Consider the following 20986-nt stretch of genomic DNA (forward strand, 5'->3'; position numbering starts at 1 on the left):
ACCGTGACCGCGGCGAAGGGAAGGTGCCCTGACATGAGTACCGAGCTGATCATCGTGTTGATCGTGCTCGTGGTGCTGATCGCCGTGGCCGCCTGGCTGTACACCCGCCGGCGCACGCACGACACGGCGGCGCGCCGCGAGGCCGCCCTCCAGGAGCACAAGGAGGCGGCCGCCACGGAACGGACGGCCGAACGGCACCACGCCGAGGCCGAGGAGCTGGCCGCCCGGGCCCGCCGGGAGCGGGCCGAGGCCGCGGAACGCGAGGCCGAGGCCGAGCGGCTGCGGGTCACCGCCGGCGAGGAGGCCGAGACGGCAGCGGAACGGCGCCGCAAGGCCGACGCGCTGCACCCCGACCGGCCGGATCCGGCCACCACGCTGCCGCCGCGGCGAGACGCCGACGGCCCGGACGCCGACGGCCGGACCACCAACGACCGCGACACCAACGGTCGCGACACCAACGGCCGGGATCCCGACGGCCACGACGTCGTCGCGGACGACGGCGACCGCGGGCGTCAGGGCTGGTAGACCCGGCCGCAGGCGGTCAGCTGGAGCGGCGCAGCCCCCGTCGCCGTCGCTCCAGCTGCCGCCGTTCGTCGGTGTCCAGCCCACCCCATACGCCGTACTGCTCGTCGCGGTCCATCGCCTCGGCGAGGCAGCGTTCGCGGACCGGGCAGGTCTCGCAGATCCGCTTGGCCCGGGTCTCCTGGGCGCGCTTGCGACTCGGCGTCACGCCCTCGGGGACGCAGAACAGGTCCGCGTCCCACGCCCGGCACAGCCCGTACTCCCACCACGACGCCGAGTCGGCGCGCGCGCCGGGCTCGTCCGGGCTCGGCACCACCACATCGCTGCGGCGGCCGGCCTCGGTCCGCGGCACGATCCGCATCACACCGACATCCATCACCCCCGGATACCCAGGGGCTCCCGGGTCAAACCGGGCGATGGCCCGACGATCAGGGCTCGTCGGGCAGCCGTCCGGTGGCGATGACCCGCTCGGCGACGACGCGCAGCTTGACGTTGGAGTTGCGGGAGTAGCGGCGCAGGACGGCGAAGGCGCGGTCGGCGTCGACGCCGTAGCGCTCCATGAGGATGCCTTGGGCCAGCCCGATGACGTGCCGGGCGCCGATGGCCTGCCGCAGGCCGTCCTCTTCACGCGCGGACGCGAGCGCGATGGAGGCGTGCCGGCCGAAGATCTCCGCGACGTCGGTGTCGTCGTCGTCGAACATGCCGGGCCGGTGGCCGTAGAGGTTCAGCGTGCCGAGCGTGGTCCTGCCGGTGTGCAGCCGCACCGACAGCGCGCTGCGCAGGCCCAGGTCAGCGACCTGCGGACCCCACGCCGGCCAGCGCGGGTCGGTCGCGGTGTCCTCGACCAGGACCGACGCCCGGGTCTCTATGGCGGCCCGGCCCGGCCCCTCCTCGAGCGTGGTCTGCAGCTCGTCGGCCTTGCCCACGCGCGGGTCGGTGGCGCCGGTGGTCTCGATGCGACCGCCGCCGTGCAGCAGCATCAGCCCGGCGTCGTCGCAGACGGTGGCCTGCTGCGCGTACTCGACCACGCGTTCCAGCGTCTGTTCGACGTCGGGCTCTTCGTGCAGCACGAGCGCCATGTCGGCGAAGTCGCCCGCATCAGGTTCGCTCACGCCCGTCCTCCGCCACGTCGAGCTCCATGGTCCATTCTTCCCGACCCGGGTCGGCGGTGTCGATCCTCCCCCATCGGGTACGCACCTGAACATGGTGGGTAACGGCGCTGAACCGCATGCGGTGGTGACCGGAGGAGCCGGTTTCCTCGGCTCGCACCTGTGCGACGCGCTCATCGCGTCCGGCCACCGGGTGACCTGCGTCGACAACTTCGAGACCGGCCGGGCGGCGAACGTCCGGCATCTGGACGACGAGCCCCGTTTCGCGCTGCTGCGGCGCGACCTCAACGTGTACGAGGGCGCCGACCTCGCCGGGCCGGTCGATGTCGTCTACCACCTGGCGGCGCCGGCGGCGCCGAGCGACTACCTGCTCGACCCGGTCGCGACGATGCGCAGCGCCAGCTCCGGCACGCTGAACGCCCTGGACCTCGCCCGCGCCCGGTCGGCCCGGTTCGTGCTGGCGTCGACGTCGGAGGTGTACGGACCGGCCGGCGACGAGCCCAGCCGCGAGGACCAGGTCGGTCAGGTCGACCCGGCCGACGGCTACGGCGCGTACTACGAGTCGCGCCGGTTCGCCGAGGCGCTGACGACCGCGTACCGGTCGACGTACGCCCTGCGCACGGCGATCGCGCGGATCTTCAGCACGTACGGGCCGCGGATGCGCCTGGACGACGGCCGCGTGCTGTCGCGGTTCATCCGGCAGGCGCTGGCCGGGGCGCCGCTGACGGTGCCCGGTCCCGGCACCCAGACCCGCTCCCTCTGCTACGTCGACGACGCGGTGGCCGGGCTGCTGGCGCTGGGCCGCGGCGGCTACCCGGGGCCGGTGAACATCGGCAGCCCGGAGACGGTGTCGGTGTTCACGATCGCCCGTACAGTGGCCGAGATCGCCGGCCCGGACGCCGAGGTCGTCTTCGTCGAGCCCCCGGCCGTCGACGTCCACGCCCGCCGGCCCGACATCACACTCGCCAGCCAGCTACTGGACTGGCGGCCGCGGACCTCCGTGCGCGCGGGGCTGACGGCCACGCTCGCCTGGTTCCAGCGGGCGGTCGCGCGCGAGCTGTCGTGAGCCTCAGGTGCCGCGCTTGGTCCTCATGCTGGTCGCCAGCAGGACGCCGACGGCGGCGAGTCCCACCTGGACGATGATCTCGATCCAGTCGACGCCGTCGGTGTCGCGCAATGGGCCGACGATCGCGGTGCCGATGAGCGCGGCCACGATGCCGATGACCACGGTCAGCCAGATCGGGATGGACTGCTTCCCGGGGATCACGAGCCGGCCCAGCGCACCGATGATCGCGCCGATGACGATGGCCGAGATGATGCCGGTGACGTCCACGAGCCCTCCCGAGGTAGGTGTGTCTCAATCCTGCCCGATGGCATACCCCGATGGCGTGGATTCATCGCGCCGTGGGTACGTCGCCGGGAACCAACCGAAGGAGCCCCATGGCGCACAGCCAGGTCGTGTTGTTCGCCCCGTCGCCGGTGCTGACGCTCACCATCGAGGATCAGGCCGGCCAGGCGGACATCCACATCCACGCCGGCAGCCAGGGCGTCTGGCAGGCGCGGATGCTCGTCACGCTGGGCGCGTCGGTGACGCTTTGCTGCGTGCTGGGCGGTGAGACCGGGATGGTGCTGCGTCACCTGATCGAGGACGAGGGGATCATCGTCAAGTCGGTCGACGGCACCGGGCACAACGGCGCCTACGTCCACGACCGCCGCGACGGCGAGCGGGTCACCGTGGCCGAGGCGCCGTCCGACCCGCTCACCCGGCACGAGCTGGACGAGCTGTACGGCCTCACGCTGAGCGCCGCTCTGGACGCCGACGCCGTGCTGCTCAGCGGGCCGTCGGACCATGCGGCGGCGCAGGACTCGATCCCGGCCGACGCGTACCGGCGGCTGGCCGCGGACCTGCGCGCCGTCGGGAAGCCGGTCGTCGCCGACCTCGCCGGCGACCGCCTCGCCGCGGTCCTCGAGAGCGGCCTGACGGTGGTCAAGGTCAGCCACGAGGAGCTGCTCGCCGACGGCCGCGCGGACTCCGACGACCAGGACGCGCTGGTCCGGGCGATGCACGAGCTGCACGACCAGGGCGCCGAGCACGTCGTCGTCACGCGGGCGCACGAGCCGCTGCTGCTGCTCGCCGACGACGTCGCCCGGGTCGTGCGGGTGCCGCAACTGCAGTCCGCCGACACCCACGGCGCCGGCGACTCGCTCACGGCCGGCGTGACGGCGACGCTGGCCCGCGGCGGCGACATCGAGGAGGCCGTCCGGCTGGGCGCCGCGGCCGGCATGCTCAACGTCACCCGGCACGGCCTGGGCACCGGCGACGCCGAGGCGGTGCTGAAGCTGCGCGAGCTGGTCGAGATCGACCGGCTGGACGACCGGGCCCGCGACTCATGACCGGCCCCCGTCGCGCCCTCGTCACCAACGACGACGGCATCGACGCGCCCGGCCTGCGGGTGCTGGCCGGCATGGCCCGCGGCCTCGGCCTCGACGTCGTCGTGGCGGCGCCGGCGGTCCAGTTCAGCGGCAGCGGCGCGTCGATCGTCGCCGGGCTGGAGGAGCGCGACCGCATCGCCCTGGAGCAGCGGACGCTCGACGGTGCGCCGGCGTTCGCCGTGGGCGCCGCGCCCGGGCTGATCGCGCTGATCGCGGCCTACGGCGCGTTCGGCGACCCGCCCGACGTCGTCCTGTCCGGGATCAACCACGGCGCGAACGTCGGCCGGGCGATCCTGCACTCCGGGACCGTCGGCGCCGCACTCACCGCCGGCATCAACGGCGGCCGCGGCCTCGCCGTCTCGCTCGACGTCGGACTGGCCGCCGAGTTCGGCATGGAGCCGCCGGAGACCGAGGCGCACTGGGCGACGGCGGCCGAGCTGGCCGCCCGGGTGGTGCCGGTGCTGCTGGACCAGCAGCCGGGGACGGTGCTCAACGTCAACGTCCCCGACCGCGAGATGGCCGAGCTGGGCGCCCTGCGCTCCGCGCCGCTGGCCGAGTTCGGCATCGTCCAGACGACGCTGACCGAACACACCGACAAGCACGTCCGGATCTCCGTCACCGACCTGTCCGACCCGTCCGAGCCCGGCACCGACGCGGACCTGCTGGCCGGCGGGCACCCGGTCGTCACGGCGCTGCGCTCGGTCAGCGAGACGGACTCGCCGGCGCTGGCCGCGCTGGTGGACGGCGCCGCTCCGGCCTGACCGCCCCACCCACAAGTTGATCTTGGAGTTGTTCGGCAATTGCGGTGGGAAATGTCCAGTTGATTCCCGGAGAACTCCAAGATCAACTTGGCCGGGCGAGCGATGCGGGACGCTACCGGATTACCGGCGCGATGATCTCGTCGGCCAGCCAATGCGCGACGCCGTCGGGGAACGGGGGCCGCACGCTGAGCACGATGTGCCCGAAGCCGGCCTCGATCAGCTCGCCGACCACCGCCTGAGCCTGCGCCACCTGGTCGTACTCGACGATCACCTGGGTGGAGCGGACGATCTCGGCCGGGTCGCGGCCGATCTCCTTGCACCGCTCGTCCAGCAGCGCCGAACGCTCCCGCAGGAGACCGAGGTCGAAGTGCGGCGGGCCGGGCACGTTCCACACGTCGGCGTGCTCGGCGACGACGCGCAGCGACCGCGGGCCCCAGGCGCCGAGCAGCACCGGCGGACCGGGCCGCTGCACCGGCTTGGGCTCGCAGACGGCGCCGCGCAGCGTGTAGTGGTCGCCGTCGAAGTCGAACAGGTCCTCGGTCCACAGCCGCCGGATGATCGTGCACGCCTCGGCCAGCGCGGCCCGCCCCTCGGCCGGCGGCACCAGCGGCAGCCCGTAGGCGGCGTGCTCGCGGACGGCGAACTCCTGGCCCTCGCCGTGTGCGTCGGTCGCGCCGACGCCGAGCCCGAGGATCAGCCGGCCGCCGGAGATGACGTCGAGCGTCGCCGCCATCTTCGCCAGCACCGACGGCGCCCGGAAGCGGTTGCTGGTGACCAGGTGCCCCAGCCTGATCCGCGACGTCTGGGCGGCGAGCGCGGTCAGCAGCGTCCACCCCTCGAACGCCGGCGTCGTCGGCGGGCCGAAGATCGGCACCAGGTGGTCCCACAGCCAGGCGTCGGCGAGGACGGGGACCTCGTCCGCCTCGCGCCACACCCGCACGAGGTCGTCGTAGCCCGTATTCACCTGCGTGGTCTTGATCCCGAAGCTGACACCGTCCATGGTGGCCATCCTTTCGTCAGTACGACTGATCGTCAGCTTAACTGATGATCGGTCGATGGCAGAATCGGGGCCATGGCCACCGACGACGACACCGGCTCGCCGCCGCCCGCCTACCGCCTGCACTACCTGCTCAAGCGGGCCCACCTGCAGCTGGCCGAGCTGGTGGGCCAGGCGCTGGAGCCGTACGGCATCGACCCGCGCGAGCTGGCCGCACTGACGCTGCTGACAGGCGACGACGCGCTGTCACAGCAGGATCTGGCCCGCCAGCTGCAGGTGGACCGGACGACGATGGTCGCGCTGGTCGACCGGCTCGAGGGGCTGGACCTGGTCCGCCGCCGGCCCGACCCGGACGATCGCCGGAAGAACGTCGTCGAGCTGACCGAGCACGGACGGCGGACCGGCGCCGACGCGACCCGGGCGATGGACGTGGTCGAACGGGACTTCCTGGCGGCCGCGCCGGAACTCGTCCCGGCCGCGTTCCGCGACACGCTCTGGTCGCTGTCCCGCGACTTTCGCCACTAGCCGGACAAGTTTCGCCATCGCCTTGGCGATAGCCCTTCCGCTCGCACCGGGATGATCAGTACGATCCGGGGCAACCGCTTTCCAGCGCCCGGCCCGGATTGGTGATGCGCATGTCCGCTCCCGAACCCACCCGACGCACCGTGCTCGGCGCCGCCGGCGCCGGCGCGCTCTGGCTCGCCGCGGGCGCGCCCACGGCCGCGGCGTCGCCCCCGGCCGCGGCCGAGGCCGTCGTCGGGCCGGGCGAGCACCCCGGGCTGCGCTACTGGTACCCCGTCCCCCGCGACCCGGGCGTCGTGCGCACCGACGTGTGCGTCTACGGCGGTACCTCGGCCGGGGTGACAGCGGCGGTCCGGGCCGCGCAGGCGGGCCGCAGCGTCGCGCTGGTGGTGTTCGGCCGGCACCTGGGCGGCCTCAGCTCGGCCGGGCTGGGCGCGACCGACACCGGGCGGATCGAGTCGATCGGCGGGCTGAGCCGCGAGTTCTACCGGCGCCTGGGGGCGCACTACGGCCGCCCCGAGTCGTTCACGTTCGAGCCGCACGTGGCGGAGCAGACCTTCGACGCCTGGGTGGAAGAGGAAGGCGTCGACGTCTACCGCGACCACCGGCTCGAGGACGTCCGGCTGACCGGCGACAGGATCCACTCGCTGCGCACCGAGAACGGGAAGGTGTTCGTCGCGAAGGCGTTCATCGACGCCAGCTACGAGGGCGACCTGATGGCGGCGGCCGGCGTCAGCTACACCGTCGGCCGCGAGGCGAACGCGACCTACGGCGAGACGCTCAACGGCGTCCAGTTCCGCTCCGGTCACCAGTTCCAGCGCCAGATCGACCCGTACGTGGTCCCGGGCGACCCGGCCAGCGGCCTCGTCCCGGGCGTCGTCGCGGACCCGCCGGGCAGCACCGGCGAGGGCGATGACCGCATCCAGGCGTTCAACTTCCGCGTCTGCCTGACGAGGGCGGCCGACCGGCGCCCGTTCCCGCAGCCGCCGAACTACGACGCACAGCGCTACGAGCTGCTGCTGCGCTACCTCCAGGCCGGCGTCTGGGACGCGATGCGGCTGAACACGCCGATGCCGAACGGCAAGACCGACATGAACAACAACGGCGCGGTCAGCACGGACAACATCGGCCGCAACTACGCCTGGCCGGACGCCGGCCACGCTACCCGCGAGGCGATCTTCCAGGACCACGTGACCTACCAGCAGGGCCTGCTCTGGTTCTTGGCCAACGACCCGCGGGTGCCGGAGGCGATCCGGGCCGAGGTCAACGGCTGGGGCCTGACGAACGACGAGTTCGCCGGCACCGGCGGCTGGTCGCACGAGCTGTACATCCGCGAGGCCCGCCGGATGGTCGCCGACTACGTCATCACCGAGCACGACTGCCGGTGGACGGTGGCCGCGCCGGACCCGATCGCGCTGGCCTCGTACACGATGGACTCGCACAACTGCGCCCGCGTGGTCGTGGGCGGGTTCGCCCGCAACGAGGGCGACGTGCAGGTACCGCCGGCCGGCCCGTACGGCATCTCCTACCGCGCCATCGTCCCGGCCCGCGGCGAGTGCACGAACCTGCTGGTCGCGTGTGCGATCTCGGCCTCTCACATCGCGTTCGGGTCGGCCCGCATGGAGCCGGTGTTCATGGCGACGGGGCACGCGGCGGCGGTCGCGGCCGACCTCGCACTCAGCGCCGGCGTCGCGGTGCAGGACGTCCACTACCCGACGCTGCGGCAACGGCTGCGCGCCGAGCAGATGGTGCTGACGTGGCCGCCGAACGCCGGCGTGCTCGCCTTCGACGCACCGGGTGAGCTGCGCCCGGGCGCCGCCGGCGACGTCACCGTCACGTTCGTCAACGAGGAGGTGGCGACGGTGACCGGCGTACGGCTCGTGCTGGCCGCCCCCGCCGGCTGGACGGTGACACCGTCGACGCCCGTGGACGCCGAGGCGGTCGAGCCGGGCGAGGAGTTCGAGGCGACCTGGCGGGTGACGGCGCCGGCGCCGGCCGAGCCGGTGACGCAGTCGGCGCTCGAGGCCACCGTGACGTACTCCGGCGGCGTCAGCCACAGCGCCGCGCACGTGGTCGCCGTCGCCGAGCCCGTCCAGGCGCCGCTGCAGACGGCTGCCTCGACGCGGGCGCACTTCGGGCAGCGCGGCGCCCGGCTGGCGATCCTCGGCAACGGCGCGGACCTGTGGACCGGCATCGACCAGTACGGCGCGATCTTCCACGACGGCGCGGCCGGCCCGGCGACGACGGCGACCGTCACCGTCGTCTCACAGGAGGCCACCGACCCCAACGCGCGGGCCGGGCTGGTGTTCCGCAACGACCTGCGCGCCGCCGGCACGTCCACCGGCTACGTCGCGCTGGTGGTCAAGCCGGAGAACGGGCTGCTGCTGCTCTGGGACGCCGACGGCAGCGGGACGGTCGAGTCGGTACTGCGCGCGGTGCTGACGCCGTCGCCGTACCCCGTCCACCTGCGGCTGACCCGCGAGGGGCAGCGGTTCCACGGCTCGTACAGCCTGGACGGCACGACGTGGCAGGCGATCGGCTCGATCGACCTGCCGACCGCGGCCGCCACCCAGGACGTCGGCGTGCTGTCGTGCGCACACGTCCAGGACCGGCTCGGCCTGGCCGTGTTCGAGAACCTGACGCTCACCTGAGAACGCCGGTCCCCCCTGCTGAACGAGGCGAGCGCCTACCTGCTCAGGCCCTTTGCAATGAGCACCTATACGCACCACCCGCGCGCCGGTGCGTATAGGTGCTCATTGCAAAGCGGCCAGCACCCACCACCGACCAGCGGCGACTCGCCGGTCGGCCGGTCGTCAGTCGCTGAAGGTCGCGACGACGGGCGCGTGGTCGGAGTCCTCGGCCGCGGCCCGCGGACGCGGGTCGTCGGTGACGGACGGCAGCCCGCGGTCGACCAGGCTGTCGACCGTCTCGACCCGCTGGAGCAGCCGGTGCGAGATGAGCACGTGGTCGATCAGCTCGCCGCGGCCGCGGTAGATGCGGCTGTACCGGCGCGCCTCCGGGATCAGCGGCGCGGTGTTCCACAGCCGCCACGCGTCGCCCTGGTCCGGCTGGTTCTGGCCGGGCGTGCCGATCTCCGAGCCACCCGGGCCGAGCAGGATCTGCGTCGTCGCGGCACCCGGCTCGTCGTTGAGGTCGCCGCAGACCACCAACGAGCGGTCCTGCCCGTCGCCGTCGAGCAACGTGTTCGCCCACTCGCGGACGGTGGCCGCCTCGGCCGCGCGCCGGTACAGCGCGAACGCGCCGTAGCGGGCCCGCTCGGACTCGTCGCGCGGGTTGAACCGGCCGCCGGGGTAGCTGAGCAGCTTGGACTTGAGGTGACACGTGACGACGTCGACGGTGCCGCCGCCGGCCGTCCGCACGCGAACCCGGAACGCCCCGCGGCCCATCTCCGTCGACAGCGCGCCACCGTCGGACGCGCGGACCGGGCCCACGCCGTCGGCGTACGCGACCAGGTCCTCGGTCTCCTCGACCGGCAGCCGCGAGATGACGGCGTTGCGGATGCCGCGCGGGTCCGGGTGGGCGGACACGTGCGTGGTCCAGTCGCCGGCCAGCCGCTCGACGAGGTCGTCCAGCGCGACGGACTCGCCGATCTCCTGCACGCCGAGCACGTCCGGCGCCATGCGGTCGATGGTGCCGGCCAGCGCCTCGAGCTTCGCCTCGTACGTCGCCTGGTCCGGCGGCCGGCCGTCCTCGTCGCCGGGCCGGAACAGATTCTCCAGATTCCACGTGCCGATGACGGTCACGACTCGACGCTAGCGGAGCCGGCGCCGCGCGACCAGAGCCGATCCCACGCCGAGTGCGACGACGACCACCACGAACGCGACCAGCGCGCCGGTGAGCCCGAACGCCCGGCTCGCCAGCCCCAGCCCGAGCACGGGCACCGCCAGGCCGATGTAGCCGGCAAGGAACAGCCCGGCCAGCGCCTCGGCCCGTCCGGACGCCCCGGCCAGCCCGGCGACGACGGCGACTCCGGCGGCGAACAGCAGTCCGGCCCCGGCGCTCGCCACGACCCCGCCCAGCACGAACCCGGCCAGCGACGACGCGTACACGGACACCGCCAGCACGCTCAGCCCCGCCGCGACGAGACCCGCGCCCGTCGTCAGCGTCCCCCGCGGTGGACGGCCGGCCAGCAGCACCTGACCGGTCGCCCCGGCGGCGAACGTCACGAACACGACCGCGCCGGTCAGCGCGTGCGACGGCGCGTCCAGCAGGTCACTCAGCAGCGTCGGCGTGACGGACGTGAACAGCCCGAACACCGCCAGCGCCGTGAACGCCGTCAGCGCCGCCGCGTAGTACAGCCCACGCTCGCCCGCCGGCACCCGGACCCGCTGCGGCCGGTACGGCCCGGGCGGGTCCAGCACCGGCGCGGTCTCCGGCACCAGCGACAGCCCGATCGCCGCGAACACCAGCAGCACGGTGACGACCAGGTACGGCAGCCGCAGCGGGTCGGCGGCGACGTCGGCCAGCAGCCCGGACACCAGCGGCCCGAGCCCGATGCCGCCGAGGTTCGCCGCGACGGCGACGATCTCGGCCCGCCGCCGACCGGCCTCCGGGCGGGCGGCCCGGTGCAGCTCGGCGAGGTGGACGGTCGCGGTCGCGGTGATCGCGCCGACGGCGAACCCGGTGAGCACCCTGGCCAGCAGCAGGCCGGGCAGCGTCGACCAGGACAGGAACACGAAGCCGGCCAGCACGGACACCAGCACCGCCGGCACCAGCACCCGGCGGCGGCCGAACCGGTCCGAGACGTGGCCGACGAGCAGCAGGCTGGCCGCCACGCCGAGCGCGTAGACGGCGAACACGACCGTGACAGTGGCGGCGGAGAACTGGTCGCGCTGCTGGTAGTCGACGTACAACGGCGTCGGGACGGCCGAGAACGCCATCGTGACGGTGAACGCGTAGGCGGTGAGCCAGAACCCGGTGCCGTGCGCGACGGTCCCGCGCTCGGGCCGGGTCAGGACCTCGGTGGTCATCTTCATCCTTCTCGTGCGGTTGACGTCCCCAGCGTGCGCGCGAGAAGATCCATCTTGCCAACAGATCTTTTCGATTCCACTCATCGGGATCACCGATGGAACTCCGCCAGCTCGAACACTTCGTCCTCCTCGCTGACGAGCTGCACTTCACCCGGGCTGCCGGCCGGCTGCACATCGTGCAGTCGGCGCTGTCGGCGTCCATCCGCGCGCTCGAGTCCGACCTCGGCACGCCGCTGTTCCACCGCAGCACCAAGCAGGTGCAGCTCACCGAGGCCGGGCGGGCGCTCCTGCCCGAGGCCCGCCGGACGCTGCGGGCGGCCGCCGTGGCCCGCGAGACCGTGGCCGCGGTGCAAGGACTCACCACAGGGCGGCTGGTGGTCGGGTTCATGCAGGCCTCGTACAGCTACGACCTGCCCGATCTGTTGCGCCGGTTCCACACCGCGCACCCGAAGGTGCACCTGCGGCTGCGCCAGGCGCCCAGCGCCGAGCTGGTCGAGGGCGTCCGCACCGCCCGACTCGACCTCGCCTTCGTCGCGATCGGCGACCGGCCGCCGGGCGGCGTCGCTGTCCGCATCCTCAGCGCCGGGCCGATGCCGCTGGCCTGCCCGCCCGGGCACCGGTTCGCCGCGGCCGGGCCGGTGCCGCTGGCCGAGGTGGCCGGCGAGCCGTTCGTCGACTTCGGCCCCGGCTGGGGCGCTCGCACCGCGACGGACGACCTGTTCCGGGCGGCCGGGCTGGAACGGCTCACGGCGTTCGAGGTCAACGACATCCCGCTGTTCACCGACCTCGTCGGGCAGGGCCTCGGCATCGGCTTCGTCCCGCCCGGTGTGGCGGCCGAGCGGGCCCGGCTCGAGTACGTCACCGTCGACCCCGCGCCCACCTGGCGGGTCGCCGTCGCGCACCCGCCGCGCGAGCTGCTGTCGGCGGCGGCTCGGGCGATGCTCGACCTCATCCGCTGAGCGGCACATATGCTCAGCAGGGTCAGTGCTCGACCGAGCCGTGGGAGCAAGGATGCAGGAAGACGACATCAGGAGCAGGATCAACGCGCTGGTCGAGGACGAGCACGACCTGCGCCAGCGGCTGCAGGCCGGTGAGATCTCGACCGACGACGAGCACGCCCGGCTGCGTCAGGTCGAGGAGCAGCTGGACCAGTGCTGGGACCTGCTGCGCCAGCGCCGCGCCCGGGTCGAGGCCGGGCAGAACCCCGACGAGGCCGCCGCCCGGCCCGTCGACGAGGTGGAGAAGTACCTCCAGTAGGACACTGGACACATGAACCTCGACGACGCGGCGGACGAGCTGTACGCGCTTCCGATCGATGAGTTCGTCGAGGCCCGCAACACGCTGGCCAAGCGACTCAAGAGCGAGGGCGACGGCGACGTCGCCGCGCGGGTCAAGGCGCTGCGCAAGCCGACGGTGGCCGCGTGGCTGACCAACCAGCTCGCCCGCCGGCATGGCGACGAGGTGGCGGCGCTCGCGGAACTCGGCGGGCGCATGCGCAAGGCGATGTCGGCGATGGACGGCGCGGCGCTGCGCGAGCTGACCGCCGAACGGAAGAAGCAGGTCGACGCGCTGCTCAAGGCGGCGCACAAGGTGGCCAAGGACGCCGGGCAGAAGGCCGGCCCCGACCTCATCGAGAGCGTCGCCGCGTCGCTCGACGCCGCCATCGCCGACCCCCGCGCCGCCGAGCTGCTGCGGGCCGCGCACCTGTCGCACGGGCTCGAACACGTCGGGTTCGGCGCGGCCGAGGACGACGGCGAGCCGGCCGAGGTCATCTCGCTGTCCGACGCCCGGGTCGCCCGCGGCCAGCGGCTGGAGACGACCCGACGGCCACGCGCCACCCCGCCCGCCGAGGAGGAGGCGGCCGAGGAACCGGCCGTCGAGGAACCGGCTGACGAGGAGCCGGCTGACGAGGGCGACGACGACGTCGCCCGGGCCGAACGCGAGCTCGAGCAGGCCGAGTCCGCCGTCGACGCCGCCGAGGAGCAGGTCGACGACGCCGAGGCCGCGCTCGACGAGCAGCGGCAGCGGTTGGAGCGCGCCCAACAGACGGCCGAGCGGCTGACCGAGGAGCTGGCGGCCGCTCGCCGCGAGCTGGAACAGGCCCGCGACGACGTCGGCTCCGCCGAGGACGACGTCGAGGCGGCCCGCAAGGCGTCCGAGGCCGCCCGGCGGCGCCGCCGCGAGGCCAAGCAGCAGCTCGGCACACTCACGTAGATGGCGACCGGGCAGACTCCGCGGTCCCGGCGGCTGACCTCGCCGATCCGCGAGTTCATCGCGACGCAGAGCTCCGGCGCGGTCGTGCTGCTCGCGGCGACCGTGGTGGCGCTGGTGTGGGCGAACTCGCCGTGGCCGGACAGCTACGAGGAGTTCTGGCAGACCGAGCTGGCCATCCGGCTCGGCGACGCGGAACTGTCGCTGGACATCCGCCACTGGGTCGACGACGGGCTGATGGCGCTGTTCTTCTTCGTCGTCGGGCTGGAGATCCGCCGCGAGTTCGACATGGGTGAGCTGCGCGAACGCCGCCGGGTGGCGACGCCGGTGCTGGCCGCGCTGGGCGGGATGACCGTGCCGGCGCTGCTCTACCTGGCCGTCAACGCCGGCGAAGGCTCGGCCGTGCACGGCTGGGCCATCGCGATGGGGACGGACACCGCGTTCGCGCTGGGTGTGCTGACGCTGGCCGGGCAGCGGGCGTCGCCGCGGACCCGGACGTTCGTGCTGACGGCGGTGATCGTCGACGACGTCGTGGCGCTGACCATCATCGCGGTCGCGTACTCCGAGGACGTCTCGATCGTGGCGCTCGCCGTCGCCGTTGCGCTGTTCGGCGTCGTGCTCGTGCTCAAGCACAGCGGGGTGCGCCACGGCGTGCCGTACTTCCTCGTCGGCACCGGCATCTGGCTGGCGACCCTCATCTCCGGCGTGCATGCGACGCTGGCCGGCATCGCGCTCGGGCTGATCGCGTCGGCCTTCCCGCCGTCGCGCGAGGACCTGGAACGCGTCGGCGCGATGTGGCGGCTGTTCCGCGAGCAGCCGGTGCCCGAGTACGCCCGCACCGCCACCCGCTCGCTCGCGACCGCGATCTCGCCGAACGAGCGGCTGCAGCACCTGTTCCATCCGTGGGCCAACTACCTGATCGTGCCGTTGTTCGCGCTGGCCAACGCCGGCATGGTGATCAACGGCGACGTGCTGCGCGAGGCGGCGACGTCGCCGATCACGCTGGGCATCGTGCTCGGGCTGGTGGTCGGGAAGCCGGTCGGCATCATCGGGGTGACGTGGCTGGCCAGCCGGTTCGGCTTCCCGCTGACTGTGCCGTGGCCGCAGCTGATCGGCGCCGGGACGATCGGCGGCGTCGGCTTCACCGTCTCGCTGCTGATCGCCGGCATCGCCTTCGAGGGCCGCGAGCTCGACGACGCCAAGCTCGGCATCCTCGCCGCGTCGATTCTCGCCACGCTGCTCTCGCTGCTGGTGTTCCGGCTGATCGGACGGCTGCCGCAGCGGGCCCGGACGGCCGGGCAGGACCGGCTGGCCGCGCCGATCGTCGACCTCGCCGACCCGGTCGACCCCGAGGTCGACCACATCCGCGGGCCGGTGGACGGCAAGGTCACGCTGGTCGAGTACGGCGACTTCGAGTGCCCGTACTGCGGCCGGGCCGAGCCGGTGCTGCGCGAGCTGACCCAGGCCTTCGGCGACGACCTGACGTTCGTGTTCCGGCACCTGCCGCTCACCGACGTGCACGAGCACGCCCAGCTGGCCGCGGAGGCGTCGGAGGCGGCCGGCAAGCAGGGCCGGTTCTGGGAGCTGCACGACCTGCTGCTGACCCACCAGGACGCGCTCACCTACCCCGACCTGCTCCGTTATGCCGAGGACCTGGACCTGGACGTCGACCGGTTCGCCCGCGACCTGTCGTCGCGCCACTTCGCCCTGCGGGTGACCCGCGACGTCGAGAGCGCCGAGCAGAGCGGCGTCGCCGGCACGCCGACGTTCTTCGTCAACGGCGTGCGGCACTTCGGCGCCTACGACCTGGAGTCGCTGCGCGCCGTCATCAGCCGCGAGCTCGCGGCGCCGCGGCAGGCGGGCTGAACTGGCTGAACGCACGAGGGCTCTGACGCCGTACTCTGGGGACGTGCCACGCCAGGGACCTGTGCTGCTGACCGTCGAGGACGATCCCGCGGTGAGCCGCGCCATCGCGCGCGACCTACGCCGCCGCTACAACTCCGACCACCGGGTCGTCCGGTCCGAGAGCGGGGCCGACGCCCTGGAAGTGCTGCGCGAGCTGACGCTGCGAGGTGAGGCCACCGCGCTGATCCTGGCCGACTACCGCATGCCCGGCATGAACGGCATCGACTTCCTCGAGCAGGCCATGGACATCGTGCCGCAGGCCAAGCGGGTCCTGCTGACGGCGTACGCCGACACCGACGCCGCCATCCGCGCCGTCAACGACGTCGACCTCGACCACTACCTCGTCAAGCCGTGGGACCCGCCCGAGGAGCAGCTGTACCCCGTCCTCGACGAGCTGCTGGACCGGTGGGCCCGCGACAGCCGGCTCGGGTACGACGGCATCAAGCTGCTGGGCCACCAGTGGTCGGCCGAGACGCAGCAGCTCAAGGAGTTCCTGGCCAGCAACCAGGTGCCGTACCAGCACCTGCGCGGGGCCGAGGCCGACGCCTACCAGCGCACCGCCGGGGTCGCCGACGACGAGCTGCCGGCGCTCGGCCTGTCCGACGGCGTCGTCCTGCGCCGGCCGGGGCTGCGCGAGCTGGCCCAGCGGCTGGGCCTGTCCACCCACGCCGGCAGCCCGCTCTACGACCTCGTCGTCATCGGCAGCGGCCCGGCCGGGCTCGGCGCGGCCGTGTACGGCGCCAGCGAGGGCCTGCGCACGCTGCTGGTCGACAAGGTCGGCGTCGGCGGGCAGGCGGCGCGCAGCAGCCGCATCGAGAACTACCTCGGCTTCCCGCAGGGCGTGTCCGGCGCCGAACTGGCCCAGCGGGCCCGCGAGCAGGCGGTCCGCTTCGACGTCGAGCTGGTCACCGCCGCGGCCGCCGTCGACGTCGTCGCGCAGGGCGAGGGCCGAGTGGTCAAGTTCGACGACGGCCACGAGGTCACCGCGCACGCCGTCATCATCGCCACCGGGGTCTGGTGGACCCGGCTGCCGGCCGAGGGCGCCGAGGAGCTGTCCGGCCGCGGCGTCTACTACGGCGCCGTCGCGCACGAGGCACACGGCTGCAAGGGCGAGGACGTCTACATCGTCGGCGCGGCGAACTCCGCCGGCCAGGCCGCGCTGCACTTCGCCAACTACGCGAACAAGGTGATCATGCTGGTCCGCGGCCCGGACCTGCGCCGCCGCATGTCTGAATATCTGGTCGGGCGCATCGAGAACGACCCCCGCATCGAGGTGCGCACGTGGACCGAGGTCGCCGCCACCGAGGGCGACGGCCGGCTCGAGCGCATCCTGCTCACCGACACCCGCAGCAGCGTGACCGAGACCGTGCCGGCGTCGCGGCTGTTCGTCTTCATCGGCGCCGAGCCGCCGACGGCCTGGCTCGGCGAGGAATTCGCGCGCGACCAGCGTGGTTTCGTCTTGACGGGTCCCGCCCTGCTCGACGAGGACGGACGTCCGCCGCGGAACTGGCCGCTCGCGCGCAACCCGTACCACCTGGAGTCGAGCGTCCCCGGCGTGTTCGTCGCCGGCGACGTCCGCGCCGAGTCGGTCAAGCGCGTCGCGTCGGCCGTCGGCGAGGGCGCCATGGCGGTGACCCTGGTCCACCGGTATCTGGAGGCGACGTGACCACCGACTCACGCATCGACATCGAGGAACTGCGCACCCTCTTCCTGTTCGAGGCGATGACGCCCGAGCAGCTGGAGCAGGTGGCCGACGCCGCCGAGGTGCGCGCCTACACCGCCGGCGCCACCGTCTACGCCGAGGGCGAGGCGTCCGACGCGCTGTGGGTGCTGCTCGACGGCACACTGCGGCTGATGCGGCACACCGACGACGACGGCGCCGTCACCGTCAACGAGACCGACTACCGCGGCTCGTACGCCGGCGCCGTCCGCGCCTTCGCCACGTCCGCGGCCGCCGTCTACCAAACGTCGCTGGTCGCCGTCACTCCGTGCCGGTTCCTGCGCTACCCCGCCGAAGCGTTCGCCGACCTCGTCCGCCAGTGGTTCCCGATGGCGATCCACCTGTTCGACGGGCTGTACCTCGGCATCCGCACCACCGAGGCGACCGTCCGGCAGCGCGAGCACCTGGCCCAGCTGGGCACGCTGTCGGCGAACCTCGCGCACGAGCTGAACAACCCCGCCGCCGCCACCGTCCGGGCCGCCGGGCAGCTGCGCGACCGCGTGGCGCACATGCGGCAGAAGCTCGGCGCCATCGCGTCCGGCACGCTCGAGCCGGCCGTCATCGCCCGGCTGATCGAGATCCAGGAACGCGCCGTCGAGATCGCGTCGAAGAAGCGCGAGCCGCTCACCGCCCTGCAGGAGACCGACCTCGAGGACGAGCTCACCGACCACCTCGAGGCGCTCGGCTTCCCCTACGCCGTCGACGTCGCGCCGGTCTTCGTCTCGGCCGGCCTCGACCCCACCTTCTTCGACGACGTCGCCGCCGAAGTGGGCGACTCCCTCCCGTCGGCGCTGGCCTGGCTCGGCTACACGCTCGAGACCGAGGCGCTGATGGACGAGATCGAGGACGCCTCCAACCGCATCTCGACCCTGGTCGCGTCGGTCAAGCAGTACACCCACCTCGACCAGGCCGCGCACCAGGAGATCGAGCTGCACCCCGGCATCGAGAGCACGCTGGTCATGCTCGGCCACAAGCTCGCCGAGGTCGAGGTGCACCGCGACTACGACACCACGCTGCCGCTCGTGCCGGCGTTCGCGGCCGAGCTCAACCAGGTCTGGACCAACCTCATCGACAACGCCGTCGACGCCATGGACGGCAAGGGCGTTCTCGAGCTGCGCACCTACCGCGACGGCGACTTCGCCGCCGTCGACGTCAGGGACCACGGGCACGGCATCCCCGAAGAGGTCAAGCACCGCCTCTTCGAGCCGTTCGTCACCACCAAGCCGGTCGGTCAGGGCAGCGGGCTCGGGCTCGACAACGCCAAGCGCATCATCGAGAAGCGGCACCGCGGCACGCTCGCCTTCACCACCGGCCCCGACGGCACGACCTTCACCGCCCGCCTGCCCCTGTCGCCCGCCTGACATGGACCACAGGTCTAGGCGTCACCTGTAGGACAGCTCTCGGACACTTCGGTTCGGTTAGGTCGACGGCGTGACCGAGCCCCGTCTGAACCGACGCACGTTCCTGCAGCTCAGCGGCGTCAGCTCGGCCGCTCTCGCGTTGGGCGTCGCCGCGCCCGCCGAGGCGCTGGCCGCCGCCGAGGATGGTGGCGCGGTGCCGGACGGCGTGTTCGGCCTGGGCGTCGCCTCGGGGGACCCGAGCACCAGCAGCGTGGTCCTGTGGACCCGGCTGGCGCCGCAGCCGCTGGCACCCGACGGCCACGGCGGGATGCCGCTGCGCCCGGTGCCGGTGCGGTACGAGGTGGCCGCCGACGCGAGGTTCCGCCAGGTCGTCCGGCGAGGCGCCGCAGTCGCCTCGCCGGAGCTCGCCCACTCGGTGCACCCGGAGATCGACGGGCTGGAGGCGGGGCGCGAGTACTTCTACCGGTTCCAGGTCGGCCGCCAGGTGAGCCCGACCGGCCGTGCGAAGACGCTCCCGGCGACCGCCGACGCCACGTTCCGGTTCGCCACGGCCTCCTGCCAGGCCTGGTACCACGGCCACTTCACGGCGTACAAGCACCTGGTCCAGGAGGAGCTGGACGCGGTCGTCTTCCTGGGCGACTACATCTACGAGTACGGCATCACGGCGTCGAACCTGTGGCGCCTGGGCGCGGCCGTCACACCCGAGCACGGCGTCGAGATCCAGACGCTGGAGCAGTTCCGGCTGCGCTACTCGCTGTTCAAGTCCGACCCGCACCTGCAGGCCGCCCACGCCGCCGCGCCCTGGATCGTCACCTGGGACGACCACGAGGTGCAGAACAACTACGGCGCCGACGGCTCGCAGTACGGCGTGCTGCCCGAGCACTTCGTGCACCTGCGCGCGGTCGGCTACCGCGCGTTCTACGAGAACCTGCCGGTGTCGCTGTCGACCCTGCCGGAGGGCCCGGACAGCACGGTGCACCGCGCGTTCGGCGACGGCGGGCTGGTCCGCTTCCACGTCCTCGACACCCGCCAGTACCGCGACCCGCTGCCCACGGACGCGGCGGACCAGAACCGCGAGGACCGCACGATCCTCGGCGCGGACCAGGAGGCCTGGCTGTACGACGAGCTGGCGGCGTCGCCGGCCACGTGGAACGTCATCGCCAACGGCGTCACGGTCGCGGCCATCACGACGAACCGCACCGACCAGTGGGACGGCTACCCGGCCAACCGCCGCCGGCTGCTGGCCGCGATGCGGACGACGAGCAACCCGGTCGTCCTCACCGGCGACATCCACAAGCACGTCGCCGCGGAGCTGAAGGCCGACTTCGCCGACCCCGCCTCGGCCACCGTCGGCGTCGAGCTGATCTGCACGTCGATCGCCTCCGACGGCGACGGCGCGCCCACCGACGCCTACACGCCCGACTGGGTGCAGCACCCCTACGTCAAGCTCTACGACGGCCGCCGCGGCTACATCCACGTGACCCTGACGGGCACGGCCATGACGTCGGAGTTCAAGGTCGTGCCGTGGGTCGAGGCCGACGCCGGCGCCCCACTGGAGACCGTCGCCCGTTTCGTCACGCCGGCCGGTGCGCCGGGTCTGGAGCGCCTCGCATGAGCGGCCGCCACGTCAGAACCGTCACCGGCCTGCGCGCCGAGGGACAGCTCGGCCGCATCGAGCTGGACTGGACGCCGGTGCCCTGGGACACCGTCGTCGACCACTACGCGGTGTACGGCGCACCCGACGCCGCCGACGTCGAGGTCGGCCCGGCGACGCTGCTCACGAAGACGGTCTACCCGCACTTCCGGCACAGCGGCCTCGGCGGCAACGCGCGCCGGTTCGCCTACCGCGTCGTCACCGTCGACGCCGCCGGCGCCCGCAGCAAACCGTCCGCTCCGCTCGCCGCCAGCAGCCAGGTGTCGGTGACGGCGACCGGCTCGCCGCTCGCGGTGATCGGCCAGTACGACGGCAAGGGCCTGGAGTTCGCGCTCTCGCCCAACGGCTACAGCCGCTTCCCCGCGACCTTCCCCGACGGGGTCGACTTCCGCGTGGGCGCCGACGCGCCGGGGACCGGCTGGAGCTACCTGTTCCCCGGCCCGTCGGACTCGTGGGCCGGCCGGCGTACCTACACGTTCCGGTTCCGGTTCGACCTGGCCGCGGTGCCAACCGGCGAGATCTGGCTGGCCGTCTGGCTGATCGACAGCCACGCGACGATCCCCGGCTCGGCGCTGCTGTCGGTCAACGACACGGCGGTCGACCGGCTGCGGTTCGAGGGCGGCGCGACCCGCGGCTCGCTCGAGGGCGACACCACCGTGCCCGGCACCCGGCTTCGTCCGTCCTACCTGGAGCGGCCACTGCCGGCCGGGCTGATCCAGCCGGGCGAGAACGTCGTCACGATGGTCAAGGACGAGGGGTCCTGGATCGCCTGGGACGCCATCGGCCTGTTCGCCGCCTGA

The 20986-nt window shown here is 73.1% G+C and carries 20 protein-coding genes; 14 read left to right on the forward strand and 6 right to left on the reverse strand.

Features of this window, described 5'->3' with window-relative positions:
* Nucleotides 1–33: 33 nt before the first annotated feature.
* Nucleotides 34–525, forward strand: a complete 492-nt coding sequence (locus BLV05_RS00915) for a hypothetical protein (protein ID WP_052762372.1) — start codon at nt 34–36, stop codon at nt 523–525.
* Between the two features lie 16 nt (nt 526–541).
* On the opposite strand, the gene BLV05_RS00920 is transcribed toward BLV05_RS00915, so the two are convergent.
* Both BLV05_RS00920 and BLV05_RS00925 read right to left on the reverse strand, forming a co-directional pair.
* Nucleotides 542–898 (reverse strand): WhiB family transcriptional regulator, encoded by a 357-nt coding sequence (locus tag BLV05_RS00920; RefSeq protein WP_082155164.1) that lies wholly within the window; start codon nt 896–898, stop codon nt 542–544.
* A 52-nt stretch (nt 899–950) separates the two neighbouring features.
* On the reverse strand, nt 951–1634 hold the full coding sequence (locus BLV05_RS00925) for a GAF and ANTAR domain-containing protein (RefSeq protein WP_197683486.1): 684 nt from the start codon (nt 1632–1634) through the stop codon (nt 951–953).
* Nucleotides 1635–1758: 124 nt separating this feature from the next.
* Here BLV05_RS00925 and BLV05_RS00930 point away from each other — a divergent pair, with 124 nt between their 5' ends.
* Nucleotides 1759–2697 carry an NAD-dependent epimerase/dehydratase family protein gene (locus tag BLV05_RS00930; RefSeq protein WP_231948684.1) on the forward strand — a complete coding sequence of 313 codons (939 nt, stop codon included), beginning with the start codon at nt 1759–1761 and terminating at the stop codon, nt 2695–2697.
* A gap of 3 nt (nt 2698–2700) precedes the next feature.
* On the opposite strand, the gene BLV05_RS00935 is transcribed toward BLV05_RS00930, so the two are convergent.
* Nucleotides 2701–2964, reverse strand: a complete 264-nt coding sequence (locus BLV05_RS00935) for a GlsB/YeaQ/YmgE family stress response membrane protein (protein WP_046768336.1) — start codon at nt 2962–2964, stop codon at nt 2701–2703.
* 107 nt (nt 2965–3071) lie between these two features.
* Here BLV05_RS00935 and BLV05_RS00940 point away from each other — a divergent pair, with 107 nt between their 5' ends.
* Both BLV05_RS00940 and surE read left to right on the forward strand, forming a co-directional pair.
* Nucleotides 3072–4025 carry a 1-phosphofructokinase family hexose kinase gene (locus BLV05_RS00940; protein WP_046768337.1) on the forward strand — a complete coding sequence of 318 codons (954 nt, stop codon included), beginning with the start codon at nt 3072–3074 and terminating at the stop codon, nt 4023–4025.
* Nucleotides 4022–4825 (forward strand): 5'/3'-nucleotidase SurE, encoded by an 804-nt coding sequence (gene surE, locus BLV05_RS00945; RefSeq protein ID WP_046768338.1) that lies wholly within the window; start codon nt 4022–4024, stop codon nt 4823–4825. The genes BLV05_RS00940 and surE overlap by 4 nt, the downstream gene beginning before the upstream one ends.
* Nucleotides 4826–4937: 112 nt before the next feature.
* Here surE and BLV05_RS00950 read toward each other — a convergent pair whose 3' ends face one another.
* Nucleotides 4938–5825: an LLM class flavin-dependent oxidoreductase gene (locus BLV05_RS00950; protein WP_197683487.1), complete on the reverse strand. Its 888-nt coding sequence runs from the start codon at nt 5823–5825 to the stop codon at nt 4938–4940.
* A 72-nt stretch (nt 5826–5897) separates the two neighbouring features.
* Here BLV05_RS00950 and BLV05_RS00955 point away from each other — a divergent pair, with 72 nt between their 5' ends.
* Both BLV05_RS00955 and BLV05_RS35385 read left to right on the forward strand, forming a co-directional pair.
* On the forward strand, nt 5898–6347 hold the full coding sequence (locus BLV05_RS00955; RefSeq protein ID WP_052762374.1) for a MarR family winged helix-turn-helix transcriptional regulator: 450 nt from the start codon (nt 5898–5900) through the stop codon (nt 6345–6347).
* 110 nt (nt 6348–6457) lie between these two features.
* Nucleotides 6458–8995, forward strand: a complete 2538-nt coding sequence (locus tag BLV05_RS35385) for an FAD-dependent oxidoreductase (protein ID WP_160312735.1) — start codon at nt 6458–6460, stop codon at nt 8993–8995.
* A 162-nt stretch (nt 8996–9157) separates the two neighbouring features.
* On the opposite strand, the gene BLV05_RS00965 is transcribed toward BLV05_RS35385, so the two are convergent.
* Complete coding sequence (locus BLV05_RS00965; protein WP_046768340.1) at nt 9158–10108, reverse strand: endonuclease/exonuclease/phosphatase family protein; 951 nt, start codon at nt 10106–10108, stop codon at nt 9158–9160.
* Nucleotides 10109–10117: 9 nt separating this feature from the next.
* Nucleotides 10118–11335, reverse strand: a complete 1218-nt coding sequence (locus tag BLV05_RS00970) for an MFS transporter (RefSeq protein WP_046768406.1) — start codon at nt 11333–11335, stop codon at nt 10118–10120.
* Nucleotides 11336–11430: 95 nt separating this feature from the next.
* On the opposite strand from BLV05_RS00970, the gene BLV05_RS00975 reads away from it, so the two are divergent.
* The 8 genes from BLV05_RS00975 to BLV05_RS01010 all read left to right on the forward strand — a co-directional run bounded on the left by BLV05_RS00975 (nt 11431) and on the right by BLV05_RS01010 (nt 20986).
* Nucleotides 11431–12294: a LysR family transcriptional regulator gene (locus tag BLV05_RS00975; RefSeq protein WP_046768341.1), complete on the forward strand. Its 864-nt coding sequence runs from the start codon at nt 11431–11433 to the stop codon at nt 12292–12294.
* A gap of 52 nt (nt 12295–12346) precedes the next feature.
* Nucleotides 12347–12592 carry a DUF2630 family protein gene (locus BLV05_RS00980; protein WP_046768342.1) on the forward strand — a complete coding sequence of 82 codons (246 nt, stop codon included), beginning with the start codon at nt 12347–12349 and terminating at the stop codon, nt 12590–12592.
* A gap of 12 nt (nt 12593–12604) precedes the next feature.
* Nucleotides 12605–13549 (forward strand): hypothetical protein, encoded by a 945-nt coding sequence (locus tag BLV05_RS00985; RefSeq protein WP_052762376.1) that lies wholly within the window; start codon nt 12605–12607, stop codon nt 13547–13549.
* On the forward strand, nt 13550–15412 hold the full coding sequence (gene nhaA, locus BLV05_RS00990) for a Na+/H+ antiporter NhaA (RefSeq protein ID WP_046768344.1): 1863 nt from the start codon (nt 13550–13552) through the stop codon (nt 15410–15412).
* A gap of 43 nt (nt 15413–15455) precedes the next feature.
* Nucleotides 15456–17117, forward strand: coding sequence for an FAD-dependent oxidoreductase (locus BLV05_RS00995; protein WP_046768345.1), 1662 nt, complete (start codon nt 15456–15458; stop codon nt 17115–17117).
* On the forward strand, nt 17114–18532 hold the full coding sequence (locus tag BLV05_RS01000) for an ATP-binding protein (RefSeq protein WP_046768346.1): 1419 nt from the start codon (nt 17114–17116) through the stop codon (nt 18530–18532). Before BLV05_RS00995 ends, BLV05_RS01000 begins: the two co-directional genes overlap by 4 nt.
* Before the next feature lie 70 nt (nt 18533–18602).
* A complete protein-coding gene (locus BLV05_RS01005) occupies nt 18603–20147 on the forward strand; it encodes an alkaline phosphatase D family protein (protein WP_046768347.1) in 1545 nt (514 codons plus the stop codon).
* The gene (locus tag BLV05_RS01010; protein ID WP_046768348.1) at nt 20144–20986 is read left to right on the forward strand and encodes a polysaccharide lyase family protein; all 843 of its coding nucleotides are present in this window, start codon (nt 20144–20146) and stop codon (nt 20984–20986) included. Before BLV05_RS01005 ends, BLV05_RS01010 begins: the two co-directional genes overlap by 4 nt.

The sequence above is a fragment of the Jiangella alkaliphila genome, assembly GCF_900105925.1.
Lineage (GTDB): Bacteria > Actinomycetota > Actinomycetes > Jiangellales > Jiangellaceae > Jiangella > Jiangella alkaliphila.

Excerpts from the sequence above, each read along its gene's own strand:
- BLV05_RS00940 (WP_046768337.1), top strand. The coding sequence starts at position 3,072 with ATGGCGCACAGCCAGGTCGTGTTGTTCGCCCCGTCGCCGGTGCTGACG.
- BLV05_RS00950 (WP_197683487.1), bottom strand. The coding sequence starts at position 5,825 with ATGGACGGTGTCAGCTTCGGGATCAAGACCACGCAGGTGAATACGGGC.
- BLV05_RS00970 (WP_046768406.1), bottom strand. The coding sequence starts at position 11,335 with ATGACCACCGAGGTCCTGACCCGGCCCGAGCGCGGGACCGTCGCGCAC.
- nhaA (WP_046768344.1), top strand. The coding sequence starts at position 13,550 with ATGGCGACCGGGCAGACTCCGCGGTCCCGGCGGCTGACCTCGCCGATC.
- BLV05_RS00985 (WP_052762376.1), top strand. The coding sequence starts at position 12,605 with ATGAACCTCGACGACGCGGCGGACGAGCTGTACGCGCTTCCGATCGAT.
- BLV05_RS00915 (WP_052762372.1), top strand. The coding sequence starts at position 34 with ATGAGTACCGAGCTGATCATCGTGTTGATCGTGCTCGTGGTGCTGATC.
- BLV05_RS00975 (WP_046768341.1), top strand. The coding sequence starts at position 11,431 with ATGGAACTCCGCCAGCTCGAACACTTCGTCCTCCTCGCTGACGAGCTG.
- BLV05_RS00920 (WP_082155164.1), bottom strand. The coding sequence starts at position 898 with ATGGATGTCGGTGTGATGCGGATCGTGCCGCGGACCGAGGCCGGCCGC.
- BLV05_RS00955 (WP_052762374.1), top strand. The coding sequence starts at position 5,898 with ATGGCCACCGACGACGACACCGGCTCGCCGCCGCCCGCCTACCGCCTG.
- BLV05_RS35385 (WP_160312735.1), top strand. The coding sequence starts at position 6,458 with ATGTCCGCTCCCGAACCCACCCGACGCACCGTGCTCGGCGCCGCCGGC.
- BLV05_RS01010 (WP_046768348.1), top strand. The coding sequence starts at position 20,144 with ATGAGCGGCCGCCACGTCAGAACCGTCACCGGCCTGCGCGCCGAGGGA.
- BLV05_RS00980 (WP_046768342.1), top strand. The coding sequence starts at position 12,347 with ATGCAGGAAGACGACATCAGGAGCAGGATCAACGCGCTGGTCGAGGAC.
- surE (WP_046768338.1), top strand. The coding sequence starts at position 4,022 with ATGACCGGCCCCCGTCGCGCCCTCGTCACCAACGACGACGGCATCGAC.